The organism is Nocardia sp. CNS-044 (assembly GCF_059570515.1).
On record NZ_JCANSX010000008.1, the window covers coordinates 568,713 to 592,818 of the forward strand.

The following is a 24,106-nucleotide window of genomic DNA, read 5'->3' on the forward strand; positions in this document are numbered from 1 at the left end:
CACGGCCAGCGGCCGAGCCGCCGACCACTGCCCGGACGAGGCGGAGGTACGCCTGGTCGGGGCCGGACGGCGTCCGTCGGTGGTCCGCGCATTTCCGGAGCGGAGGCGGACGTCCGCCTAGTTCTCGACCAGCACCCGACGCAGTTCGGTCAGCTCGCGGTCGGTGAGGCCGTGGGCGCGCAACCAACCCGCCGCGCCGCCGTGGTCGGCGTGCAGCCGGTTCAGGAACTGGCTCATCACGGTCGGTTCCACCGCGAGGATTCCGGTGCGCACCGGAGGTAGGCCGTGGTACGACGGCAGGGCGTCGAGGCGGGCACGCACCCGTGCCATCCGTTCGCCGGAGAGGGCGTAGTCCGCGGCGATGAACTCCGCGGGCACGCCGACGGCGTCCAGCAGCACCGCGGCGAGCACACCGGTGCGGTCCTTGCCCGCGGCGCAGTGGAAGACCACCGAATGTTGTGAGGTGTCGGTGATCAGCCGGATAGCGGACAAGACGGATTCCACACTGCCGTCCAGTAGTTCGCGATAAAGCGCGACCAGGTCGTAGTGCTTGGCGTCGGGCACGAGGTCGGCGGGGGTGGCCGTGGTGGCGGCCGCCTTGCGCACGGGCAGGTTCACCAGCCGGACGGCCGCGGCCCCGAGCAGGCCGTAGCCCTCCCGCTCGACCTCGTCGGGATTGCGCAGGTCGATCAGCGTGCGCAGGCCCACCTGCCCGGTCAGCAGGATCAGATCGTCCTCGGTCAGATGCTGCGGAGTGCTTGCCCGGTACACCGTGCCGAACCGGGTGACGCCGCCGCCCGACACGGGCAGCCCGCCGAGGTCGCGGACATTGTCGATCTCGGCGAAGTCGACCCATCGCCGCGGGGAACTGTCGGTGTGCATGGCGGTCAGTGGGCCCGGCCCGCCGCGGCCTCGTCGGCGCGGCTGAGCCCACACAGACCGATGAGGTCTTCGTGCAACTCGAACCACACGGTGTGGTAGCTGTCCATGATCGGACGCGCCACCCAGGTGTGGTCGCCGCCGTCGATGCGCTCGACCGCCCGGTCCAAGCGGCCCGCGTACCGGGACAACCGGGGCGCGATCTCGCCGATCCGGCGCACCAGTGGCACGACTTGGCCGTGCACGGTGCGCAGCCGATCCAGCACCGCGGCGTCGTAGGCGGCGTCGGCGTGGTCGTTGACGGTCGCGGCGTCCTTCATCTGCCAGGCGGTGATTATCTCCTTGAGTTCGGCGTTGAACGCGCAGAATTCGTCGTAGGCGGTGGCGATCACGCTGGGATCCACCGTCTGTCGTTCCGCGGCGAGCAGGCGGGTGAGTTCGGCGCGTCCCTCCGGCGTGAGACGCACGCCGACCGGAGTGCTCGCGCACAGACCACGAGCGACGAGATCCGCACAGCGCTCTCCGGTTTCGGTGGCGTCACCCGCCAGGCTGTCCGCGACGGCGTCGGGGGCGACCCGGCCCTTGATGCCGATCAGGCGAAGGAGGTCGAGGTCGGGGGTGGTGTGCTGCTGCGTCCGGCTGCCGCGCGGGGTGGTGTGCGGCAGAGCCTCGTCGGACGCAGGCGAAGTCCCTGCTGTCATGTGTCCATTTTCGGCCGAACCGGTTGCCGGGAAGGCGTTTTCGCCGTCCCGTGTGGCGAGCAGTCCGACCAGTTCGTCCGGATGAACCGCGGCCCAGCGCGCGAGCTGCGCGACGTCCTCGAGCACAGTGTCCTCCACCGCTTTTCCGGTGACCTCGCCAGGCCACACCGCGCCCGCACCGCCATCCACGGTGACCACTCGTCCGGCCAGCGCCGCCACCACGCCCGGCCCGCAGCCGACCACGCACGGCCTGCCCAGTTCCCGGCTGACCAGCGCGGCATGCGAAGTGGCTCCGCCGAGTTCGGTGACGATGGCCCGCGCCGCGATCATGCCGTGCAGGTCGTCGGGACTGGTGGTCGGTCGCGCCAGGACGACGTCTTCGCCTGCGGCGGCGCGGGTTTCGGCCTCGTCGGGATCGGTGACGACGATGCCGGACGCCAGTCCGGGGCAGGCCGACTCGCCGCGGGCCAGCGGCGGCTGATCGGTCTCGATGCCCGAGGCGGGTCGCAGCACGGTGCGCACCTGCTCGGCGTCGACGCGCGACAGCGCCGTCGCCGGATCGATGAGTCCCTCGCCAGCCATGGCGACAGCGGCGCGCACCGCCGCGCGAGCCGACCGCTTCGCGGGCCGCGACTGCAACAGCCACAGCCTGCCGGACTCCACGGTGAATTCGATGTCCTGGATATCGCGGCCGTCCCGTTCCAGCAGGTTCGCGGCGGCGAGCAGCTGCCCGTGCACGTCGGGCATGGTGACCGCGAGGTCGTCCAGCGGTCGCGGGGTGGTGCGGCCGGAGACGACGTCCTCGCCTTGGCCGCCGACCAGCCATTCGCCGAACACGGCGCGCTCACCGGTGTTCGGATTGCGGGTGAACAGCACGCCGGTGCCGGAGAGCGCGTCCAGGTTGCCGAACACCATGGCCTGCACCGTGACCGCGGTCCCGAGATCGTCGGAGACACCGCGGCTGCGGCGATAAGTTCTGGCGCGCGCGGAATCCCAGGATCGAAAGACCGCGGCGACGGCGCCGCGCAGCTGTTCCCACGGATCGCGCGGGACCGTGCCCAGCGGATCGTCGAGCACGATCTCGCGGTACTGCGAGCGGAACCGGCCGTGGGTGTCGGCGGCGTACCCGGGATTGCGCGTCTCGGCGGCGAGCGCGCGCTCGACGTCGTCGTTGATGCCGAGGTTGAGAACCGTGTCCATCATGCCGGGCATGCTCACGGCCGCGCCGGAGCGCACCGACACCAGCAGCGGACGTTCGGTGTCGCCGAAACGTCGGCCGGTGCCGCGCTCCAGCGCCGCGACGCCCGCTCGCACCTGGAGCCAGATCTCCTCGCTGAGAGAGCCGCGCGCGCGGAAGTCGGCCCAGCCCTCGGTCGTGACGGCGAACGCGGGCGGCACCGGCAGGCCGAGCGCCCGCATGTGGTCGACGCTCCACGCCTTGCCTCCGATGCGGTCGCGGCTCAGGCCGCAGGTGCCGTCGAGTTCGGCAACGGACGGTGCGGTGCTCTCCGGGGCGGCGCGTTCGGGTCGCTCCACGGGCTCCACTCCGATCGTCATGTCACTCCTTCTGGGTTCACGTTCTCGACTCACCACCGCGGTCGGCGGGGACGCGGGCCGATGACCGGCGTGCCAGCGGAACGGCACACCGGCGTGCCCGGCGAACGGCACGGGATCGGCGCGACTTTCAGCCTGCCCGCGGGTGTCGGTACGTGCGTACCCGTCGTCCCGGTCAGCAGGACGACATCGGACCTGCCGGGCGCGGCCAGCAGGTCCGATGTCCGTCCCTGCCCGCGCATGGCCGGAGCGAATGCGGAGGTACGCCTATGTCGCGTCGGTCAGGCTGCGGCGCAGGTAGTCCGCGGTGATGGACCGTCGATCCGCCAAGAGCTCCGTCGGCGTCCCGGCGAAGACGATCTCACCGCCGTGCTTGCCGCCGTCCGGCCCCAGGTCGACGATCCAATCGGCCCGCTTGACCACCTCCAGGTCGTGCTCGATGACGATCACCGTGTTGCCCCCGTCCACCAGGCGGTCCAGCAGCGTCACGAGGGTGTCCACGTCGGCCATGTGCAGCCCGGTGGTCGGCTCGTCCAGCACGTACACCCCGCCGCGGCGGTGCAGGTGATCGGCCAGCTTGATGCGCTGCCGTTCGCCGCCGGAGAGCGAGCTCAGCGCGCGGCCGAGGGGGAGGTAGCCGAGGCCGACGTCCGCCAGCGCCCGCAGCGGCGTCAGGATGCGCGCGTCGTCGTGCTCGTGCCAGAACTCCAGCGCCTCGGACGCCGTCATGTCCAGCGCATCGGCGATCGACGCCCCGCGCACCTGGTAGCCGAGCACCTCGGGCCGGTAACGGCGGCCGTGGCAGGTCTGGCACACCGTGGTCACCGGATCCATATAGGCGAGGTCGGTGAAAATGATTCCGGCCCCGCGACACTCGGAGCACGCGCCCGCGGAGTTGAAGCTGAACAGTCCGGGCTTGACGCCGTGCGCTTTGGCGAACAGCTGCCGCAGTTGATCCATGATGCCGAGATATGTCGCGGGACTCGACCGCCGCGAGCCGCCGATGGGCGACTGGTCGACCGCCACCGCGTCCGGATGCGCCGCGAGGAACGCGCCCGACACCAGCGTGCTCTTGCCCGACCCGGCCACCCCGGTCACGGCGGTGAGCACGCCGACCGGAAACCGCGCGGTCACATTCTTCAGGTTGTACCGGTCGGCTCCCGTCACCGCGAGCCAGCCTGCGGGCGTGCGCGGACGCTTGTTGACCGGTCGCGTCTCGCGCAGCCGTTCCCCGGTGAGCGTCCCGGAGGCGCGCAGCTTCTCGACGCTGCCCTGGAAAACCACAGTGCCACCGTCGGCGCCCGCGCCGGGACCCATGTCCACCACGTGATCGGCGACCGCGATGACGTCGGGGGAGTGCTCCACCACCAGCACCGAATTTCCCTTGTCCCGCAACTGGATCAGCAGGTCGTTCAGCCGGTGCACGTCGCGCGGATGCATGCCGACGCTCGGTTCGTCGAAGATGTAGGTCATGCCGGTGAGGCTGGACCCGAGGTGGCGGACGACCTTGAGCCGCTGTGCCTCGCCGCCGGAGAGCGTGGACGTCTCGCGATCGAGGGACAGGTACCCGAGGCCGACGTCCTCGACGCGGCGCAGCCGGGCGATCGCGGCGCCCGCGATGGGCGCGGCCACCGGATCGTCGATCGCGGCGAGCGTCTCGATGAGATCCGACACCTCCATCCGGCCGTAGTCGGCGATGCCGAGTCCGCCGATCCGGCTCGCCAGCGCGGCCGCGTTCAGTCGCGCACCATCGCAGGACGGGCAGATCTGTTCGCTGACCACCGCCATCGCCGCCGCCCGGTTCTTCTCCGAGAGCGCGCTCAGGTCCCGCTTGATGTAGAGCCGGTCGAAGCGTTCCAGCAGGCCCTCGTAGGCGTTGTGGCCCATGGAGCCGGTCTTGTTTAGTCGCGGCACCCGGAAACCGTTGCCGTGCAGGAACAATTGCCACTCCTCGGCGGTGAAGTCGCGCAGCGGCTTGTCCGGATCGAAGAGGCCGGATTCGGCGTAGATCTGCCACTGAAAGGTGCCGACCGCGAAGGGGGAGAAGCGAATCGCTCCCTCGTTCAACGACTTTCCGGCGTCGAGCAGCTTGTCCAGATCCGCGCGCACCACGTGGCCGAGTCCGCCGCACTCCGGGCACATGCCGAGCGGGTCGTTGAACGAATACCGGGTCGCCTCACCGGCGCTCGGCACGCCGTGCCGGGAGAACAGGACGCGGATGATCGACTGGATATCGGTCATGGTGCCGACGGTGGAGCGGGAATTGCCGCCGATCGGTTTCTGGTCGACTACCACCGCGGGCGCCAGGTTGTCGATGACGTCCGCGTCCGGGCGCTCGTACTTGGGCAGCCGGTTGCGGATGAACCAGGTGAAGGTCTCGTTGAGCTGGCGTTGCGACTCCACCGCGACGGTGCCGAACACCACCGACGACTTGCCCGACCCGGATACCCCGGTGAAGACGACGATCTTGCCCTTGGGAATTCGGAGGGTCACGTCGCGCAGATTGTGCACCCGTGCTCCGACGATCTCGATGGTCTCTGCGTTCACCACCGCCACGGTAGGCACGAATGAGGTCTGGATCGGTCCTCATTGCGCGGCATACTGGGCGCTGTGACCGATACCGCCGCCCGGCTTCTCCAACTCCTCGCGCTGTTGCAGACGCGGCGGGAGTGGAGTGGGCCCGAGCTGGCACAGCGGCTCGGCGTCACCGTGCGCACGGTGCGCCGCGATATCGAGCGGCTGCGCGAGCTGGACTATCCCGTGCGCTCGGGGCTCGGCGCGGTCGGCGGTTACCGGCTGGAATCGGGGGCCGCGCTGCCGCCGCTGCTGCTCGACGACGAGGAGGCGGTCGCGATCACGCTCGGCTTGCGCCACGCCGCGCTCGGCGGTGTGGCGGGCAGCGAGGAATCGGCCGCGCGGGCGCTGGTGAAACTTCAGCAGGTGCTGCCGGATCGGTTGCGCAGGCGCGTGGACGCGGTGCAGACCAGCACCGTCGATCTGGCCGGACCGCCCGCGGGTCCGCGGGTGGATCCCGAGACCTTGGTGGCGCTGGCCGCCTGCGCCCGCGACCACGAGCGAATTCGCTTCTCCTACATCGCCAAAGACGACATCGAGTCGCGCAGGCTGGTCGAGCCGCACAGCCTGGTCTCGGCCGGGCGCCGCTGGTATCTCGTCGCCTGGGACGTCGACCGCGCCGACTGGCGCACGTTCCGCGTGGACCGCATCGCGTCCACGCTGCCCATCGGGGTGCGTTTCGCGCCGCGCGAGTTGCCCGACGCCGACCCCGCCGCCTTCGTCACCCGCTCGCTCGCTCTGGCCCGCCCCGTCCAGCACGTCGAACTGCTGGTCCACGCCTCCGCCGCGGAACTCGCCGACCGCTTCCGCGTGCGCACCGCCGAAGTCGAACCCCTCGACGACCACACCTGCCTGCTCCGCACCACCGCCGACTCCCTCGAATGGACCGCCCTGCGCATCGCCCACCTCGACCTCCCCTTCGAAGTTCGCCATCCCCCGGAAATGGCCACCCACCTCCGCGCTCTCGCCACCAAACTCCTTCACGCGGCTGGTGATTCGAGTTGAGGCCCAGTAGGCCCGAGACGGCAGCGACCCCGATCTGTCCGATTGCGGTCCGCCGAACCGGCTCTTCCCGCCAGGGACGCGCCTGATATGAAGGTGCGGGTGGGACGTAAGAAGTTGCTGGAGCCGACCCTGGCGGAGTTGCCGCACGGGCCGCACGGCCTTGCTCGTGAGCTGGTGACCGGGTCGCAGCGGCAGCGGCTCTTGTACGGGGTGACGGTCGTCGTCGCGGATCGCGGCTATCTCACCGCGACGATCGCGGATATCGCTGCGGCGGCGAAGGTTTCGCGCCGAACGTTCTACCAGCACTTCCCGGACAAGGAAGCGTGCTTCCTCGCCGCGGCCGAGACGGGTCGGGATCTGATGATCGAGCATCTCGAGCGCGTGATGCGGGAGGTGTTCGCCGAACCGGTGGAGCCGCTCGAGGCGCTGCGGCTCGGAATTCGCGAATATCTCACCCTGTTGCGTGACGAACCGTCGTTCGCCCGCTCGTTCTACCTGGAGACCGCCCCGGCCGGGACGCGGGCGATCGAGTCGTTCGAACGGTGCCAACACTGGTTCGCCGGGTTCATCCGATCGTGGCGTGCGGGGGCAGGCCCCGTTGATCCATCGGTGCCGGACGATGCGTATCTGGCGGTGACCGATGCGACCAACGAGGCCGTCCGCAGGACCCTGCGCGCGGGCGGTGACTTGCTCGAGCTCGAGGACATCGTGCTGTACATCCACCGCACGCTGCTCGGGCTGGCGACCCCTACCTGCTAGGGCACGACTCTGTCGCCCGGCCCGGTGAGATCGCAGGAAGTATCGTCGCTGGTGTTGCCGCCCTCGGAGACGATCCGCGCGAACACCTTCGCGCAGTTGTCCCGAACGGTGCCGGAGGTGTTGCCCCTGATGGTCGAGTTCCGCAACACTACGGTTCCCACTGGAACATTGATCACATCCGTCAACAGGCGCGGGAGGGTGTCGAGGTAGGCGGGCGCCACGTTGATGCCGCCGCCCGCGTCCGATGCACTGTTTCCGGTGACGGTCGAACGATCGAAGGTCACCACGCCCCGTCCACGGACGTCGACGCCGCCGCCGCGTCCGGCGAATCCACCTGGGCGGTACCAGACTTCGGGATTGACCACGCGGTTGTCGGAGATCGTCGAGTCGGTGAAGGTGCAAGTGTTGTCGCAGCGCACGCCACCCGCCTCGCCGGAGGTGTTGCCGGTGATGACCGTGTTTCTCGTCTGCAGGTCCGACCCCGGCACGTTGAAGATCCCGCCGCCGTACCCGGCGCTGTTACCCCGGACCACGACATCGTCGAGTACGAGGTTGGACGAATTGGAGATTCCGCCGCCGCCGGTGTCGTAGTACGGGATCTCGTGCTGCGCGGTAACTCCGCCGGTCACGGTCAGCCCCGTCAACGTCGCGGGCGCGGAGATACTGAGTACCCGGTCGATTCCGTTGGCGTCCAGCACTGTTCGATCACCGCCTGCGCCACGCAGCGTTGTCGGCGCGGTGAGGTTCAGGTCTCCCGTGGTCGGATCCGGGTTGCGGCCCTGCACCTTCCGTGGGTCAGGAGGGATCGTCAAGATGTAGCGCCCCTCGGGCACCACCACTGTGCTCCCTGGCCGGGCATTGGCCGTCTGAATTGCCGCTCGCAGTGTGCAGGCGCCAGCGGCAGTCCGGCATAGCCCGCTTTGTGGATCGGCCGCCACGCCGTCTTCCGTGGTGTCGACCGTGATCACCGTTGGCGAACCGGGTGCGTTGTCGGCGTGGGCCGCCCCGGGAAATCCGCCCGCCGATCCGACGATCAAGGCTGTGATGGCGACGGCGCTCGCCGCCGCCGGAAATGTGCTCGTCCTCATGCAGTTTCTGATCCAATTCACGAACATCGAGTAAGGTACGCCCGCGTATGAGTGGGGTACGCGAGCGTCTACCACTATGTCGCAGAGCGGTGCGTCTCGGGAGAGTTTCCGGAAATCCGTCGCGCAGTTACCGATTCACCTCAGTCGACCCGGCGCTGATCCAAGATCGACCGTCCGGTGTTCAGAGGGCCGGGTGGAAGTCGATGTCGCGGTGGGTGCCGGGTGGGCGGTGTTCGGCGAGGGGGTAGAGCCAGCGGACGGAGGCGCGCAGGGGTTCGAGGTCGGGGAGTTCGATGGGGTGGCCGTCGTTGTCGAAGATCATGCCGAGCAAGTGGTATCGGCCGTCGGGGAGGCCGAGACCGGCGGCCTGCTCGGCGGTCAGGTCGACGCGGGTGACACTGTGCCGTGTCACCCGCAACGCTTCGACGGTGGCCGGGCGCACGGTGGTGTCGAGCGCGGTGACGACGGCGCGGAACCGACACCCGCGCAGCCGCCACAATTCCCACTCCCCGGCGCGCAGCCTGGCGGTGCGCGCGGGCAGCCGATGGGGCACCTCGACTACGTAGAGTTCCCCGATCCGGACATCCTGAGCACGCACAGTTCCAGCTTGCCACCGGTTGCCGGGCCCGTAACGCCTTGTTTGCTCAGTTGACCTCGTTCTTCATCTGGGCCGTGATGATCCGCTGGTAACCCGAGCCGAAAAGCCGGGGCAGTAGATCGATGACGCGGGCGTCGGCGCCGACGAGGATCTTGGCCTTGTCCTTCTGGATGCCGCGCAGGATGATCTTCGCCGCGGCCTCGGGCGTGGTCTTGGCCAGCCGATCGAAGTTGGCGGCTAGGGCGTCGCGGTCGCGATCGCCGCCCGCGCGGGCCTTCCAGGCGATCTCGGTCTTCACCATGCCCGGGTGCACGCTGCTCACACCGACCGGATGACCGGCGATCTTCATCTCCTGGCGCAGCGCGTCCGTGAAGCCGCGAATACCGAATTTCGTTGCGTTGTAGGCGCCTTGGCTCGGGCACGCGGCCAGGCCGAACATGCTGGAGACATTGGCGATGTGCCCGTCACCGGAGGCGATCACCTGCGGAAGAAACGCCTTGGTTCCGTACATGACGCCCCAGAAATTGATGTTCACGATCCACTCGAAGTCCTCCCAGCTGAGTTCCTCGACGGTGGCCGTCAGCGAGACGCCCGCATTGTTGACCAGCAGATTGGCCGGACCGAAGTCGGCGCGCACCTCCTCGGCGTGCGCGTAGAAGGCGTCGCGGTCGGTGACGTCGAGTTTGTAGGCGCGCGCCTTCGCACCCACCTGCTCGCACAGCGCGGCGGTCTCGCTGACATTGGCCAGGTCGCGCCCGGACAGCGCGAGACGCGCGCCGTCGCGCGCCAATTCGAGCGCCAGCGCCCGCCCGATCCCCGCCCCGGCGCCGGTGATGACGGCGACCTTGTCCTGGAAGTTCTTCACAGCAGTTGTCCTCGTGTCATTTGGTCGTGTAGCCGCCGTCGGCGACGAATTCCGCGCCGGTGCAGTAGGCCGACTCGTCGGAGATCAGGAACAGCACCACGTTGGCCAGCTCCTCGGGGCTGGCGGCGCGGGGCAGCGGCTGGTCGTGCACCATCGAGTGGGAACGGTCCGAGGTGGCGGTCATCTCGGTCGCGACGACGCCGGGATGCACCGAGTTGACGCGGATTCCGTCCGCGCCGAACTCCTGCGCCGCGGCCTTGCTCATGCCGCGCACCGCCCACTTGGACGCGACGTAGCCGAGGATGTTGGGGAGGCCGATGATGCCGCCGATGGAGGAGATGTTCACGATGGAACCACCACCCGCCTGGCGCATCGAGGACACAACGGCTTTCATGCCGAGGAACACGCCCACTTGGTTGACGTCGATCACCTTGCGGTAGTCCGCTTCGGCGAGCTTCTCGATCGGGTCGACGTGCACGATGCCCGCGTTGTTGACCAGCCCGGAGACCGGCCCGAAGGCTCGCTCCGCTTCGGAAACCACGGATTGCCAAGCATTTTCGTCGGTCACGTCGTGCGGAAGGAACAGCGCCCGCTCGCCGATTTCGGCGGCGACGGCCTTGCCCTCCTCGATGAGCACGTCGGTGATCACCACCGCCGCGCCCTGACTCGCGAGCTTGCGCGCGAATGCCGCGCCCATGCCCCGCGCACCGCCGGTCACGATGACCGTCTTACCGCTGACCCTGTCCATGTCCTGTCCTTTCACGCTCGGTCGAGATCGGCGAGGTGGTTGGCGGCGATGTAGCCGAACACCATGGCAGGGCCGATGGTCGCGCCCGCCCCCGCGTAGCTGTTGCCCATCACGGCGGCCGAGTTGTTGCCCGCCGCGTACAGTCCCGCGATCGGTGCGCCGTCGGCGCGCAGCACCCGGGAGTGCTCGTCGGTGAGCAGACCGCCCTTGGTGCCGAGATCGCCGGGCACCATCTCCACCGCGTAGAACGGCGGCTTCTCGATCGGCGCGAGGCACGGGTTCGGCTTCACCGTCGGATCGCCGTAGTAGCGGTCGTAGGCGGATTCGCCGCGGTGGAAGTCCTCGTCGCGCCCGGCGACCGCGAAGCCGTTGAACCGCTGGACCGTCGAGGTCAGCGCGTCGGCCGGAACGCCGATCTTGTCGGCGAGTTCTTCGAGAGTGTCGGCCTTTTCGATGATGCCCGCGTCGAAGTACTTCTGCGGGATGGCCTGCTTCGGGAAGGTGCCGAGGAACAGGTACCGATCGCGGAAGCGCTGGTCCATGATGAAGTGCGCTGGCACGTGGCCGATCCCGGTCTCGTGGCGCTCGTACATGGTGTGCACGACGTCGACGTAGCTGGCCGATTCGTTGGTGAACCGCTGACCCGCGTCGTTGACCATGATGGCGCCGGGCTGCGAGCGTTCGGCCAGGCAGAAGAACGGCGGTCCGTCGGGGTTGCGCACCGACGGACCCCACCACGCGTCGTCCATGAGATCGAGTGCGGCGCCGACGCTTTCGCCCGCGCGGATGCCGTCGCCGACGTTCTCGGTGGCGCCGACGGTCCAGTCGGTGCTCACCGGCGCGGCGAAGTACTGCTCGCGCATCTCCAGGTTGTGCTCGAAGCCGCCCGCGGCCAGCACGACGCCGCGCCGCGCCCGCAGCACGATCGGCGCGCCGTCGCGCTCGGCCCGCACGCCGACCACGGCGCCGTCCTCGGTGATCAGTTCGGTGAGCGGCGTGTTCAGCCACACCGGAACGCCCGCGTCGCGCAGCGCCAGCCACAGCCGGGCGACGAGCGCCTTGCCGAGGCTGAGCGGCAGGCGCCCACGCAGCTTGTTCATGACCGCCTTGGCGCCGACCTTCATGGCCGTGCGCTTGCCCTTCCAGGTGCGCGCGATCATGTTGAGATCGTGGAAGTCGCTGACGGTGAAGGCGATTCCCTTCGGGCCGGACATCGTCGGCTGGTTGATCAGCGCCAGGTCGTCGCCGAGCAGGCGGCCGTCGACGATGGCGGGCTCGATGCTGCGCCCCTGGGCCAGACCGCCGGGCAGTTCCGGGTGGTAATCGGAATACCCACGGTCGTAGACGAATTCGAGGTGCGGGGTGTGCGAGCTCAGGTAGGTCATCATGCGCGGGCCGTTGTCCAGGAACGCGTCCTGCTTGGCCTGCGGAACCCGATCGCCCACCACGGATTTCAAGTAGACGCGGGCCAGATCGGGGCTGTCCGGCACGCCCTCGCGCACCAGCACCGGATTGTTCGGGATCCACACGCCGCCGCCGGAGCGCGCGGTGGAACCGCCGAAGGTACGGCTCTTCTCGATCAGAACCACCGAGAGGCCGCGATAGGCGGCGGTCAGCGCGGCGGTCATGCCCGCCGCGCCGGAACCGACGACCACCACGTCGTAGACGGCCTCCGTGGACTTCTGTTCAGACATCGTCTGCCTTTCCGATTCAGTAGCCCGCGCCGGTGAGCATGCCGCCGTCGACGACCACCTCGGTGCCGGTGCAGTAGCCCGCGGCGTCGGAGGCCAGGAAGACCACCGCCTCGGTGACCTCCTCGGGACGGCCCCAGCGCGGGATCGGCAGCCCGGCGAAGAACTTGTCTCCGTCCACTCCGGAGGACGCGTTGGCGGTCATCGGCGTGGCGATGCCGCCGGGGTGTACCGAGTTCACCCGGATGCCCGCCTTGCCCAGCTCGCGCGAGGCCGACTTGGTGACGCCGCGCAGCGCGAATTTGCTTGCGCTGTAAGCGGAAAGACCCGCCGCGCCGATGAATCCCTCGACCGAGGAGATGTTGACGATGGACCCGCCGCCTGCCTCGGTGAGCGCGGGCGCCGCGGTCTTGATGCCCAGCCAGGTCCCGGTCACGTTGACGTTCATGATGGTGCTGAAATCGGCGAGGCTCATGTCGGCGATGCTCTGGAAGCGCAGGATGCCTGCGTTGTTCACCAGCACGTCGAGTTTGCCGAACCTCTCGCGCGCGGTGTCCACCGCCGCGGTCCAGTCCGCCTCGCTGGTCACGTCGTGGTGCACGTAGTGGGCGGCCGCGCCGAGCTCGGCCGCGAGTTCCGCGCCCTGCTCGTCGAGCACATCGCCGAACACCACCCGCGCGCCTTCGGCGACGAAGCGGCGCACATGTTCGGCGCCCATCCCGCGCGCGCCACCGGTGATCAGCGCGACCTTGCCTTCGAGTCGACCCACTGCGGTCCTTCCTTTCTGCTGCCTCGCTTCGAAGCTAGGTCTCCGGTGTCGGCGCAGGGGTGCGCAGTCTCAGCCAGCGAGACATGCACCTGACCTCCACGGCAGCATCGGAAATATTCCTACTAGGCATATTGAGAAGTGGAGGCAATGCATGAAGTTCTCGATGATCTTCGAGGCGCAGATGACCGATCCGTCGGCCGAGCACGAACGGCAGGTGCTGCGCGACTGCGTGGAGCAGGCCGTGCTGGCCGAGGAGATGGGCTTCGACACCGTCTGGGCCGTCGAGCATCACGGGTTGAAGTGGTACGCGCACATGAGCGCCCCGGAGATCTTCCTGACCTGGGTGGCCGCGCGCACGGAGCGTATCCGGATCGGTCACGGCGTGGTCTGCATGCCGTTCAACTTCAACCATCCGGTGCGCGCCGCCGAACGCGCCGCCATGCTCGACGTGCTCTCCAACGGCCGGGTGAACCTGGGCGCGGGCCGCGGCGCCACCCCGCAGGAGACCTCCATGTGCGGGGTCGATCCCGACCGCACCTACCAGGAGGTCGAGGAATCGCTGCGCATCATCGGCAAGGCCTGGCAGGACCCCGAAGGCGAGTTCGAATGGCACGGCGAGCTGCTCGACATCGACCCGCACCCGATGCTGCCGCGCCCGATCCAGCTGCCGCACCCGCCGCTGTTCATGGCGTGCACCAAGAAGGACACCCTGAAGCTGGCCGCCGATTACGGCATCGGCGCGCTGGTCCTCGGCTTCGCGGGCGTGGAGGAGATCGCCGAGCTGCGCCGCACCTACGACCAGGCCATCGCCGAACGCACCGGCGAGAAGTTCGTCTCCACTGTCGTCAACGATCACTTCGCGGCGCTGTGCCCGACGATCGTGCTGGAGGATCGCGAGAAGGCGCAGCAGATCGGCGCGCGCGGCCAGCGGTTCTTCGCGCAGTCGATCAAGCACTGGTACGGCGCGGGACCGGTGCCGGACGAGGCCGTCGACCCCAACGCCGACGAGCTGGCCGCCATCAAGCAGGCCGCCGACGATCACGTCGCCTACCTGCACGAGGCCAAGATCCCGGTGAAGGCCGGCGCGACCTCGGTGTTCAACGCCGAGCACGCCTACGGCTCGCCGGAGGACGCCATCGCCTACGTCGAACGGCTGAAGGCGGCGGGCGCCGACGAGATCCTGTGCCTGATCCAGATGGGCACCGTGCCGCAGGAGGCTTGCCTGGAGACCATCCGGCACTGGGGCGAGACGGTGATCCCGCACTTCCGGAAGAACGAGGAGTGACGATGACGACTTTGAACGGGAAGGTCGCGATCATCACCGGCGCCGCCCGCGGCCAAGGCGAGGCCGAAGCGCGGCTGTTCGTCGAACTCGGTGCGCGCGTGGTGATCACCGACGTGCTGGCCGACGAAGGCAAAGCGGTGGCCGAATCGCTTGGCGACGCCGCGCGTTTCGTGGCGCACGACGTGAGCAGTGAGTCCGAGTGGGCGACGGCGGTGCAGACCGCCGAACGCGAATTCGGCCGACTCGACGTGCTGGTGAACAACGCCGCGATCTACACGACCAAGGCGCTCACCGACACCAGTGCCGAAGAGCTGGAACGGATTCTGCGGGTCAACCTGGTCGGATCCTTCCTCGGCATCAAGGCCGTGGCGGGTCCGCTGGCGGCCGCGGGCGGCGGGTCCATCGTGAACATCTCCTCGCAGGCCGGTCTCCAGGGTCTGATGGGACACGCCGCCTACGGTGCGTCGAAGTGGGGACTGCGCGGGCTGACGAAGACCGCGGCGCTCGAGCTCGGTCCCGCGGGCATCCGGGTGAACTCGGTGCACCCCGGCCCGATCCACACACCGATGATCGGCCACCTCGGATTGGCCACGGGCCCAGGCAGTTTCCCGGCGCTGCCGCTCGGTCGGGTGGGGTTGCCCGGCGAGGTGGCCGACCTGGTCGCCTTCCTGGCCTCGGATGCCTCGGCCTTCGTCACCGGCGCGGAACTCGCCATCGATGGCGGCTTGTCGGCCGGGCAGTTCATTCCACCCGGCGCGCAACTGCCGGGCATGGAGTAAGGAGCCGATCGTGCCGTTGAAACCCGAAGCCCGCGCCATCGTGGAGCTGGCCTCGGCCGCCTTCCCGAAGCTCGGCACCGAGGTACTCGACGCCGCCGAGGCCCGTCGCCTGCTGGCGGCGCGGCCCGCGGCGGCCGTCGAGCCGATCCCGGTCGGACGGGTCGAGGAGCGGACGGTGCCAGGGCCGGACGGGGCGCCGGAGGTGCGGGTGCGGATCTACTGGCCCGTCGACGCCGGACTCGGTCTGCCCGTGGTGGTGTTCTGTCACGGCGGCGGATTCACCATTTGCAGCCTGGACAGCCACGACCGGTTCTGCCGGACGATGACCAACGGCGTCGGCGCGATCGTGGTCTCGGTCGACTACCGCCAGGCGCCCGAGCATCGGTTCCCCGCGGCCGCCGAGGACGCCTACGCGGTGCTGCGCTGGGTCGCGGACCATGCCGCCGAGTTCAGCGGCGATCCCACCCGAATCGCGGTGGCGGGCGACAGTTCCGGCGGCAATCTGGCCGCCGTGACGACGCTGATGGCCAGGGACCGCGGCGGGCCCGCGCTGGCGCATCAGCTGCTGATCTATCCGATGCTGGACCCGTCTCGCGACACCGCCTCCTACCGAGACAACGCCGAGGGCTACTTCACCACGGCCGCGCACTTGCGGTGGTATTGGGAGCAGTACCTCGGCCCCGACGGCGACGGCGACCACCCTTACGCCGCGCCGCCGCGCACCGCCGACCTGTCCGGACTGCCGCCCGCTCACGTCCTCACCGCGGAGTTCGATCCGCTGCGCGACGAGGGGGAGGCGTACGCCGCCCGGTTGCGTGCGGCGCGCGTCCCCACCGAAATGGTCCGCTACGACGGGATGTTCCACGGTTTCGCGAGCATGGCCGATCACCTTCCGGATGCTGAAAAAGCCGCCGCTGCCGCGTTCTCGGCCGTCCGACGTGCCTTCGGGAGCGAGAAATGAGCATCGAGCGGATCGGCACGATCCTGCCCACCGACGATCTGCCCGCCACCGTCGCGCTGCTGAGCGTGCTGTTCGGCGGGCCGCCCACCTTCGTCGACGGCGACCGGTGGGCGCAGTTCGACGTCGGTCCGGCCCGCGTCATGGTGGCCGGGAAGGATCGCGAAGGGGACGCGGCGGCGCTCTCGGTCAAGGTCCCCGACCTCGACGCCGTCGTCGCCGCCCTGCGCGGGGCGGGTGTCGCCGTGGCGGATCCGGCAATCGGTCCGCACGAACGGCGCGCCGCGATCGAAGCGGCGACGGGCACGCCGTGGTCGGTCGTGCTGTACGAACCTCATGATTCCGCAAAGATTTCGGGTTGAGCACGCCGCGAGCGCACCACCTTCGCGAATCCGGGCGAATCGGGCGCACGGCGTTGGTACTTTCGCACGATGTCCGACACGCGGGACCCTCAGCTCGACGAGGAGCTGCCTGATGCAGAGCAGCGACCTGCGATCGACACGCTCGAAGTGGACGATGCCGAGCGACCCGCTCGCGAACTGAGCGGGTGGCCCGAGCGGGTGGTCGCGGTCGCGGCGTTCGCGATCGCGATCCTCGCGGTGTGGCAGGTGTTTCGGCCGCTGTCGCAGGGCAGTCAGTACTACCTGGTGGTGTTCCTCGCGGGAACGCTGCCGCTGATCTTCCTGGCGTACCGCTCGGGACTTCGGCTGCTCGACCGAGCCTCGGGGCCTGGCGTGCTGGACTGGGCGCTGGCGGCGTTGGCGTTGGTGGTCTGCCTCTACCCGGTGCTGCCGTTCGAAATCGGTTCGGGCGGTGGCGGTTACAACGAATTCCTGGACCGGCAGGGGCTGCTCGACCCGGTGGACGTCGCCATGGGCACGGTGCTGCTCGTGCTGGTGCTCGAGGCCTGCCGCCGGACCACCGGGTGGGTGCTGCCCGTGGTGTGTCTGGCGTTTCTCGCCTACGGCTACTACGGCGGGCTGCTCCCGCAGCAGTGGACCATCGCGCACGCGGGTCTGGACTTCGGTCAGATCGTGGACGCGCTGTACAACTCGGGCAGCGGCTTCTACGGCACCCCGCTCGACGTCGCGGCGACCTACATCGTGCTGTTCACGCTGTACGGCGCGGTGCTCGAATTCTCCGGCGCCGCACAGTTCTTCGTCGATCTGTCGGTGGCGGCGTTCCGCCGGTCCCGAGGCGCGGCCGGGCGCACCGCGGTGGCTTCGGGTTTCCTGCTCGGCACGGTGTCCGGCTCCGGCACCGCGACCGCGGTCAGCGTCGGCGCGGTGACCTGGCCGATCCTCAAGCGTGCGGGATATCCGCCGGAGCAGGCGGGCGGCATGCTGGCCGCGGCCGGCGTCGGCGCGATCCTCTCGCCGCCGACGCTCGGCGCCGCAGCGTTCATCGTCGCCGAGTACCTCGAGGTCTCCTATGTGACGGTGCTCGGCTGGGCGTTGATCCCGACGGTGCTCTACTACCTGGGCATCCTGCTCGCCGTGGAGATCGACGCGCGCAGGCTCGGCACCAGGCCGGTGGAGATCGGCGGCACGTCGGCCTGGCGGCTGCTTGCCCGCTTCGGCTACCACTTCCTGTCGCTGATCGCGATCGTCGTGCTGCTGCTCCTCGATGTCAGCGCGACCCGTGCCGTCGTCTACGCGACCCTTCTGGCCTTCGCCCTCGCCTTCCTCGACGCGCGTACCCGCGGCCGGGCTCGTTCGCCACGGCAGGTGTTCCACGCGCTCAGCAGCGGCGTCCGTTCCGCGCTGCCGGTGGTCGCGGTGTGCACCGCGGCGGGCGTGATCACCGCGATGACGACCAAGACCGGACTCGGCGCGCAACTGGCCGCGCTGCTCGTCCGCTGGGCCTCGGCACTCTCGGACAATCAAACCGTCGTGCTCGCCTGCACCGTGGCCTTCGCCGCGGTCGCCCTGGCGCTGCTCGGTCTCGCGGTGCCGGTCACCGCCTCGTTCATCATCGGCTGGGCGATCATCGGGCCCGCCCTGCTCGCTTTGGACGTGCCCGCGCCCGCCGCGGCCATGTTCGTTTTCTACTACTCGGTGCTCTCCGAGGTCACCCCGCCGACGGCGCTGGCCGCTGTCGGCGCGTCGGCGGTGACCGGTGGTCGCACGGTGCCGACCATGTGGCAGGCGCTGAAGTACGCGCTGCCCGCGTTCCTGGTGCCGATCGTGTTCGTGCTCACCGAGCCCGGCGAACACCTGCTCGGCACCGGGCCCGTGCTGGGTGTGCTGTGGACCAGCGTGGTGGCCTGTGTGGGTGTCACCGCATTGGCCTCGGCCACCGGCGGCTGGCTGCTGGGCATCGGACCGGCGCCGGTGGCCGCGCGGGTGCTCGCCGGGGCGGGCGGATTGGTGCTGCTGTACCTGGAACCCGTCGCGTTGATCGTCGGGCTCGCCGCGCTCGCGGCCGCCGCCGGGTACACGTTGCTCTCCCGAAGGAGGACGAAGTGAGAAGAGTCGCAACGATTGTCGCCGTCACCGCCGTGACGGCCGGACTGCTCGCGGGCTGCGGTGGTCGCCAGGACGCACCGCGCACCGACGCGGGCGGCGCGGTCACCTGCGAGGTGAAACAGGATTCGCGCGTCGGCATCGCGACGGGTAACGCCACCGGCGTCTACTTCGCGCTGGGCAACGCCTACGCCGAGCAGGTCGCCCAGGCCACCGACGGCACGGTGAAGGCCACCGCCGCCGAGACCGGCGCGTCGGTGCAGAACATCCAGCAGCTGGTGGCGGGCACCTACCAGGTGGCCTTCTCGCTCGCCGACACAGCCGCCGACGCGGTGCTCGGCACCGGCGGCTTCGACGGCAAAAAGCAACCGGTGCAGGCGCTTTCGCGGCTCTACCCGAACTACACCCAGGTGATCGTGCGCAACGGCGCGAACATCTCCTCGGTCGCGGACCTGCGCGGCAAGCGCGTCTCCACCGGATCGCCGAAGTCGGGCACGGAGGTCATCGCCCAGCGGGTGCTGGCCGCCGCCGGAATCGACCCCGAGCGCGACATCTCCGCGCAGCGGCTGGATCTGACCAAGACCGTCGACGGCATGAAGGACGGCTCCATCGACGCCATGTTCTTCTCCGGCGGCCTGCCCACCCCTGGCATCACCGACCTGTTCACCTCGGCGGGGGACAAGGTCCGCTTCCTCGACATCGCCGATCTGGCACCGCGTTTGCGTGAGGTGAACCCGGTGTACGAGGCGGGCAAGATTCCGGCCGCGACCTACGGGCTGCCCGCGGACGCGGCGACCATCGTCGTTCCGAATGTCCTTCTGGTGCGCGATGATCTCGATGCCGATCTGGCCTGTGTGCTCACGAAGACGCTGTTCGATCGCAAACAGCAACTGGAACAGGCGAATTCGGCCGCCAAGGGGATCACCCGCGACACCGCGCGTGAGACCGCGCCGGTACCGCTGCACCGGGGTGCCGAGCACGCCTTGGCCAACTGATCGATCGCCGCTGAAGGTCGCTCGCGGGCCTGATCGTTCAGCGCCGCAGCAGGCACCCGCTTGTGTCGGCGGCGGACGTTGCCTGACCGCACCGTCCAACGCTTCCGGACACGGACGGGTGCCGGCTGCGATGATGTGCGTATGCGCGTCCTCATGCCGGTTCCCGACCACGACTTCGACGTCACCGAGGTCGCCGTGCCTTGGCGGATCCTGACCGACGCCGGACACGAGGTCGTCTTCGCCACCGAGCGAGCGGGTACGGTGCCCGCGGCGGATCCGCGGCTGCTGACCGGAGTCGTCTTCGGTCGACTGGGTGCCGAAGCCGAGCCTCGAGCCTTCTATCAACAGCTCACCGGCACACCGGAATTCAGCGCCACCGTCTCCTGGTCCGAGGTCGACGTGGACGACTTCGACGGACTGCTGCTACCCGGCGGAGACGCCTCCGGCATGCGGCAGTACCTGGGCTCGGAGACGCTGCAGCGACAGGTCGCGAGGTTCTGGACTTTGGACCGGCCGGTGGGCGCCATCTGCCACGGTGTCCTCGTCCTCGCCCGGTCCGAGGATCCCGCTACCGGCCGTAGCGTGCTCGCCCAGCGTCGCACCACCTGCCTGCCCAAGTACATGGAGCGAATCGCGTATTTCAGCACCGCATGGCGACTCGGCCGCTACTACCGCACGTACCCGGCCTACGTCGAGGACGAGGTCCGCGCGGCTCTCGACAACCCGGCCACTCAATTCCAGCGCGGCCCACTGGAACTCACCAGACGCGGCACCGCCACCGACGACACCCGCGCCTTCGTCGTCGAAGATCGCAACTATCTCTCCGCACGCTGGCCGGGAGACGCCTATCTGTTCGGACGCCGGTATCTCGCACTGCTGGAAGGCGCCGAGCGCTGAGAGTCCCGCCACTGCCGAGCCGAAAGTCGACGCCTCAGCTCACAGTGTCGCCGGCGGAAGCATTCTCGCGACGGAACCCGGGCATGAATCGGTTGGTCCGCGCCTGGTAGTCGCGGTAGCCAGGCCTCTTCTGCGCGCTGTAGTACTCCGCGGGGACAGCGCCGGTGTAGAACACCAGACACCAGTACATGATCAACGACAGCGCGAACAGTCCGATGCCCGCGCCGATCGCCGCGACCGGCGTGAATTCGTCGAATGCTCGGCCAAGCACCGGCAAGCACAAGACGATGATCGCGTTCCACTGCATCCACTGGAAGAAGTAGTTGGGGTGTCGGCTGTAGTTCCACAGCCCGACATCGCAATGTCCCCGCGTATTCGTTTTCGACATCGACCGGACGAAACGTAGTTTCTGGAAGTCGGCGACCGACTCCAGCACCCACGACACCGCCCACAAGATGATGCCCGCCGCTGCGACCGCGCTCATTCCGGCGCCGTCGATCGCGATCACCAGCGCCGCCGGTACGGCCATGACGGTGACGTTCGAGACCGCCTGGACCAGGATCTCGGCCACGAGGTCGCGCCGCTCGCTGCCCAGGGTCGCCTTCGCCCAGCGCTTTCGCTGGAACCGATAGCGCGGCAGCTCATGGTCGAGTTCGCCGTGGCGCCACAGGGCCAGTGCCGCGATACCCATGCGTCCGCCCATCACCAGGAAGACGACGGCCACGGCTATGGCGAGCGGGGATCTGTCGCTCATCGCGAGCGTCAGGACGCCGAGGGCGAACAGCCCCCAGGGCCATGCGATGTCGACATAGGACATCCGGAGCGTGCGCCACCCCGGGATGCAGGCAGCGCCCACGAAGATGGCGAGCTGGACGCCGAGGTTCAGCAGCAGGAAGTCCCGCAGTGCTGGCTCGGTGAGCATGACGCAAAGGACGACCAGGGAAGCGAGGGACGGGAGGGCGCGGTTCGCTAGTCCTCGCGCATTGCTCGATGGGGACGGCATGCGCACACGCTAAGATATAAGTTAGTAACTTGCAAGTGGTCGGTACTAACCTTCGGAAGGTGACCAGAGCCAAGACGACGCCACGGCGGAGCCAAGCCGAACGACGAGCGGAGACCCAGGATCGGCTGCTGAAGGCGACAGTCTCGATGCTCGTCGAGCAGGGGTTCGTCGCGTTGAGCGCTTCGGCGGTGGCCGCTCGGGCCGGCGTCAGCCAGGGCGCGATGCAGCACTACTACCCGACGAAGACCGCGTTGGTGAAGGCCGCTCTCGAGCGCATCGTCGAACGCTATGTGGCCGATGTGCGGGCCGAGGTCGGTCCGTTGCCGCCGGGCGCCGGGAGGTTCGAGGCACTGCTCGACTTGCTGTGGAAGGTCCACAACCTGCCGATCAGCCGTGCACTGCTCGAGCTGTACGCCGTCGCCCGCAACGATGTGGAACTCGCCGACGTCGCGGCCATGCTGGCGAACCTCGCGACCACCGCCGTCGGCGATCTGGCTGGTGAGCTCGTTCCGGAGGTCGCGGCGCGAGACGGCTTCCGCGAATGGTTGCTCGCCACCCTCGCCACGTTGCGCGGCACCGCGCTCCTCGCGGTGCCGGGGGCCGAACAGGCGCACCTGGACTGGCCCACGCTCCGTGACCGGCTGACGGCGTCACTCCCGTCACCGTCGTAGTCGGATTCCGGTGCCGGTCGGCCCGGCGACTACTCGCAGGCCTATTCACTGCGTGGCGATGGCAGCTGTCAGCGCTCGTGCGGCGGCCAGGGTCGCGGCGATGTAGTCGTCGCGCTCCGGTTTGGTCGTGCTGGTCCGAAGTGGGCCGAGCTGTACTTCGAAGGAGGCCGATCCGTTCGCGTCGAAGACCGGGGCGGCGAGGTAGCTCAGCGGTAGGTCGGCGACGGAGTCCAGCTCGCTCCTGGTGAACGGCCGTGCGGTGAGCGCGGCGAGCTGGCGCAGTGCCCGCGCGCGCAGATTCGGTTGCAGCAGTTCGCTTCCCGCCGCGGTGAGCAGATCGGCGAGCAGGTCGACCAGTCCGGCGTCGTCGGAGCGCGGCCGGAAGAGCGCGACGCCGCGCTCGCGCACCAAGGTGAGCAAGGCGCTCGCGGTGCGGCGGTCGGGTTCGGCGGTGGTGGCGAGCCAGGTGTTCTGTTCGGCGGCCGAACGCCACGGCATGACGGCTGCCCCGGCGGGGAATTGCAGCGGAATGCGGTGGCCGACAGGGATTCCGGGCACCGTGCGGTCTGGGCCGTGCCGCACGTCGAGGACGGTGAGGTGGTCTGGTTCGATGCGGCTCAGCGTTGCGCCGCAGCCGGTCTTCGCGGTCAGCTCGGTGAGCAGGTCGCCGACCCCGCGCGGCAGCCGGGCCGCGGTGAGCGCGACGAGCGCGGGTCCGACGCGGTAGCCGCGCTCCGGGACGCGCACCGCCCAGCCCGCGGCGTCGAGTTCGGCGAGCACGGCGGTCGCCGTTGCCCTTGCGATGCCGAGGCGTTCGGCAATTGTCGCGACGGGCAGCGGCTCGGTCGCGGTCGCCAGCAACGAAACGATCTCGACCACGCGGCGGGTCGGCGGGGACGGCGAACGGCGCGCGTCGCCGGGTTCGGTGGACTGCATCGGTCATTCCCTTGTGCCGGTGTGGTCGTCGACTTACGATGACGAATATAAGTCATTGAGTGTCGAATATTCGACACCAGATCGGAGAAGCGGATGATTCTCGATCGATTTCGCATCGACGGGCAGGTCGCCGTCGTCACCGGCGCGGGACGGGGGCTCGGCAGGGCGATCGCTGTCGCGTTCGCGGAGGCGGGCGCGGACGTGCTTGTCGCGGCGCGAACCAAGAGTCAGTTGGACGAGGCCGCCGAACAGATCGCGGCCGTCGGCAGGCAGGCCCACGTGGTGTCCGCCGACCTGAGCGACGCCGACGCCGCCGCGGGCCTGGCCGCCACGGCGGTGGACCGGTTCGGTCGCCTCGACATCGTGGTCAACAATGTCGGCGGCGCGCTGCCGTGCCCGCTGCTCGACACCACGCCCGAGGCGATGGCCGAGGCGTTCGCGTTCAACGTCGGCAACGCGCACGCCCTGGTGCGCGCCGCAGTGCCGCGCATTCTCGAAACAGCCGGTGGCGGTTCGATTCTCAACATCACTTCGACCATGGGTCGGTTGCCCGGCAGGGCCTTCGCCGCCTACGGCACCGCGAAAGCCGCTCTAGCGCACTACACCCGGCTCGCCGCGCTGGACTTGAACCCCCGTATCAGGGTCAACGCCATCGCGCCGGGCTCGATCCTGACCTCCGCGCTGGAGGTGGTCGCGGCGAACGACGCGATGCGCAGCCAACTGGAGACCAAGACGCCGCTGCACCGCATCGGCGAGCCGGAGGACATCGCCGCCGCCGCGCTCTATCTGGTGTCCCCGGCGGGCAAGTACCTCACCGGCAAGGTGCTCGAACCCGACGGCGGCCTGATCAGTCCCAACCTCGACCTCCCGATCCCGGATCTGTGAC

At 69.1% G+C, this 24,106-nt stretch carries 23 protein-coding genes and 1 pseudogene; 12 read left to right on the forward strand and 12 right to left on the reverse strand.

Annotated features, from left to right (window positions below; genetic code table 11):
• Positions 1 to 117: 117 nt before the first annotated feature.
• The 3 genes from T333_RS21825 to T333_RS21835 form a co-directional block, all read right to left on the reverse strand.
• Complete coding sequence (locus T333_RS21825; RefSeq protein ID WP_496425651.1) at positions 118 to 882, reverse strand: tyrosine-protein phosphatase; 765 nt, start codon at positions 880 to 882, stop codon at positions 118 to 120.
• 5 nt (positions 883 to 887) lie between these two features.
• On the reverse strand, positions 888 to 3,137 hold the full coding sequence (locus T333_RS21830) for a pyruvate, phosphate dikinase (protein WP_496425652.1): 2,250 nt from the start codon (positions 3,135 to 3,137) through the stop codon (positions 888 to 890).
• A 264-nt stretch (positions 3,138 to 3,401) separates the two neighbouring features.
• Complete coding sequence (locus tag T333_RS21835) at positions 3,402 to 5,681, reverse strand: ATP-binding cassette domain-containing protein (protein ID WP_496425653.1); 2,280 nt, start codon at positions 5,679 to 5,681, stop codon at positions 3,402 to 3,404.
• A 63-nt stretch (positions 5,682 to 5,744) separates the two neighbouring features.
• Here T333_RS21835 and T333_RS21840 point away from each other — a divergent pair, with 63 nt between their 5' ends.
• Together T333_RS21840 and T333_RS21845 are read left to right on the forward strand one after the other, a co-directional pair.
• The gene (locus T333_RS21840; protein WP_496425654.1) at positions 5,745 to 6,713 is read left to right on the forward strand and encodes a helix-turn-helix transcriptional regulator; all 969 of its coding nucleotides are present in this window, start codon (positions 5,745 to 5,747) and stop codon (positions 6,711 to 6,713) included.
• A 99-nt stretch (positions 6,714 to 6,812) separates the two neighbouring features.
• Positions 6,813 to 7,472, forward strand: a complete 660-nt coding sequence (locus T333_RS21845; protein WP_496425655.1) for a TetR/AcrR family transcriptional regulator — start codon at positions 6,813 to 6,815, stop codon at positions 7,470 to 7,472.
• Here T333_RS21845 and T333_RS21850 read toward each other — a convergent pair.
• Complete coding sequence (locus T333_RS21850; RefSeq protein ID WP_496425783.1) at positions 7,469 to 8,284, reverse strand: hypothetical protein; 816 nt, start codon at positions 8,282 to 8,284, stop codon at positions 7,469 to 7,471. The genes T333_RS21845 and T333_RS21850 overlap by 4 nt on opposite strands.
• A gap of 81 nt (positions 8,285 to 8,365) precedes the next feature.
• Positions 8,366 to 8,440: pseudogene (locus T333_RS21855) on the reverse strand (hypothetical protein); the annotation flags it as partial.
• On the opposite strand from T333_RS21855, the gene T333_RS21860 reads away from it, so the two are divergent.
• Complete coding sequence (locus tag T333_RS21860; protein WP_355003098.1) at positions 8,433 to 8,594, forward strand: hypothetical protein; 162 nt, start codon at positions 8,433 to 8,435, stop codon at positions 8,592 to 8,594. The pseudogene T333_RS21855 and the gene T333_RS21860 overlap by 8 nt on opposite strands.
• 147 nt (positions 8,595 to 8,741) lie before the next feature.
• Here T333_RS21860 and T333_RS21865 read toward each other — a convergent pair whose 3' ends face one another.
• From T333_RS21865 to T333_RS21885, 5 genes are read right to left on the reverse strand one after another with little or no spacing between them, the layout of a single operon-like run.
• Positions 8,742 to 9,158 (reverse strand): hypothetical protein, encoded by a 417-nt coding sequence (locus T333_RS21865; RefSeq protein ID WP_355002803.1) that lies wholly within the window; start codon positions 9,156 to 9,158, stop codon positions 8,742 to 8,744.
• 46 nt (positions 9,159 to 9,204) lie between these two features.
• Positions 9,205 to 10,023, reverse strand: coding sequence for an SDR family NAD(P)-dependent oxidoreductase (locus tag T333_RS21870; protein ID WP_355002802.1), 819 nt, complete (start codon positions 10,021 to 10,023; stop codon positions 9,205 to 9,207).
• Between the two features lie 16 nt (positions 10,024 to 10,039).
• Positions 10,040 to 10,771 carry a glucose 1-dehydrogenase gene (locus tag T333_RS21875; RefSeq protein ID WP_496425656.1) on the reverse strand — a complete coding sequence of 244 codons (732 nt, stop codon included), beginning with the start codon at positions 10,769 to 10,771 and terminating at the stop codon, positions 10,040 to 10,042.
• Positions 10,772 to 10,782: 11 nt separating this feature from the next.
• Positions 10,783 to 12,465, reverse strand: coding sequence for a 3-oxosteroid 1-dehydrogenase (gene kstD, locus T333_RS21880; protein WP_496425657.1), 1,683 nt, complete (start codon positions 12,463 to 12,465; stop codon positions 10,783 to 10,785).
• A 16-nt stretch (positions 12,466 to 12,481) separates the two neighbouring features.
• The gene (locus tag T333_RS21885; RefSeq protein ID WP_496425658.1) at positions 12,482 to 13,231 is read right to left on the reverse strand and encodes a glucose 1-dehydrogenase; all 750 of its coding nucleotides are present in this window, start codon (positions 13,229 to 13,231) and stop codon (positions 12,482 to 12,484) included.
• Positions 13,232 to 13,382: 151 nt separating this feature from the next.
• Here T333_RS21885 and T333_RS21890 point away from each other — a divergent pair, with 151 nt between their 5' ends.
• From T333_RS21890 to T333_RS21920, 7 genes are all read left to right on the forward strand, one after another.
• Positions 13,383 to 14,516, forward strand: coding sequence for an LLM class flavin-dependent oxidoreductase (locus T333_RS21890; RefSeq protein ID WP_097243435.1), 1,134 nt, complete (start codon positions 13,383 to 13,385; stop codon positions 14,514 to 14,516).
• Between the two features lie 2 nt (positions 14,517 to 14,518).
• Entirely contained in the window at positions 14,519 to 15,295 is a 777-nt protein-coding gene (locus T333_RS21895) for a glucose 1-dehydrogenase (protein WP_355002798.1), read from the forward strand.
• A 10-nt stretch (positions 15,296 to 15,305) separates the two neighbouring features.
• Positions 15,306 to 16,256, forward strand: a complete 951-nt coding sequence (gene lipP1 / locus T333_RS21900) for a LipP1 family hormone-sensitive lipase (protein ID WP_496425659.1) — start codon at positions 15,306 to 15,308, stop codon at positions 16,254 to 16,256.
• Complete coding sequence (locus T333_RS21905; RefSeq protein WP_496425660.1) at positions 16,253 to 16,615, forward strand: VOC family protein; 363 nt, start codon at positions 16,253 to 16,255, stop codon at positions 16,613 to 16,615. Before lipP1 ends, T333_RS21905 begins: the two co-directional genes overlap by 4 nt.
• A gap of 69 nt (positions 16,616 to 16,684) precedes the next feature.
• Positions 16,685 to 18,721, forward strand: a complete 2,037-nt coding sequence (locus T333_RS21910) for a TRAP transporter permease (RefSeq protein WP_496425661.1) — start codon at positions 16,685 to 16,687, stop codon at positions 18,719 to 18,721.
• Positions 18,718 to 19,713 carry a TAXI family TRAP transporter solute-binding subunit gene (locus tag T333_RS21915; protein WP_357249608.1) on the forward strand — a complete coding sequence of 332 codons (996 nt, stop codon included), beginning with the start codon at positions 18,718 to 18,720 and terminating at the stop codon, positions 19,711 to 19,713. Before T333_RS21910 ends, T333_RS21915 begins: the two co-directional genes overlap by 4 nt.
• 141 nt (positions 19,714 to 19,854) lie before the next feature.
• A complete protein-coding gene (locus T333_RS21920) occupies positions 19,855 to 20,610 on the forward strand; it encodes a type 1 glutamine amidotransferase domain-containing protein (RefSeq protein ID WP_496425662.1) in 756 nt (251 codons plus the stop codon).
• A gap of 34 nt (positions 20,611 to 20,644) precedes the next feature.
• On the opposite strand, the gene T333_RS21925 is transcribed toward T333_RS21920, so the two are convergent.
• Positions 20,645 to 21,532 carry a DUF1295 domain-containing protein gene (locus T333_RS21925; protein WP_496425663.1) on the reverse strand — a complete coding sequence of 296 codons (888 nt, stop codon included), beginning with the start codon at positions 21,530 to 21,532 and terminating at the stop codon, positions 20,645 to 20,647.
• A gap of 140 nt (positions 21,533 to 21,672) precedes the next feature.
• On the opposite strand from T333_RS21925, the gene T333_RS21930 reads away from it, so the two are divergent.
• The gene (locus T333_RS21930; protein WP_496425664.1) at positions 21,673 to 22,284 is read left to right on the forward strand and encodes a TetR family transcriptional regulator; all 612 of its coding nucleotides are present in this window, start codon (positions 21,673 to 21,675) and stop codon (positions 22,282 to 22,284) included.
• Between the two features lie 45 nt (positions 22,285 to 22,329).
• On the opposite strand, the gene T333_RS21935 is transcribed toward T333_RS21930, so the two are convergent.
• Positions 22,330 to 23,220 carry a helix-turn-helix domain-containing protein gene (locus tag T333_RS21935; protein WP_496425665.1) on the reverse strand — a complete coding sequence of 297 codons (891 nt, stop codon included), beginning with the start codon at positions 23,218 to 23,220 and terminating at the stop codon, positions 22,330 to 22,332.
• A gap of 93 nt (positions 23,221 to 23,313) precedes the next feature.
• On the opposite strand from T333_RS21935, the gene T333_RS21940 reads away from it, so the two are divergent.
• Positions 23,314 to 24,105, forward strand: coding sequence for an SDR family oxidoreductase (locus tag T333_RS21940; RefSeq protein WP_496425666.1), 792 nt, complete (start codon positions 23,314 to 23,316; stop codon positions 24,103 to 24,105).
• The last annotated feature ends 1 nt before the right edge of the window (position 24,106 follow it).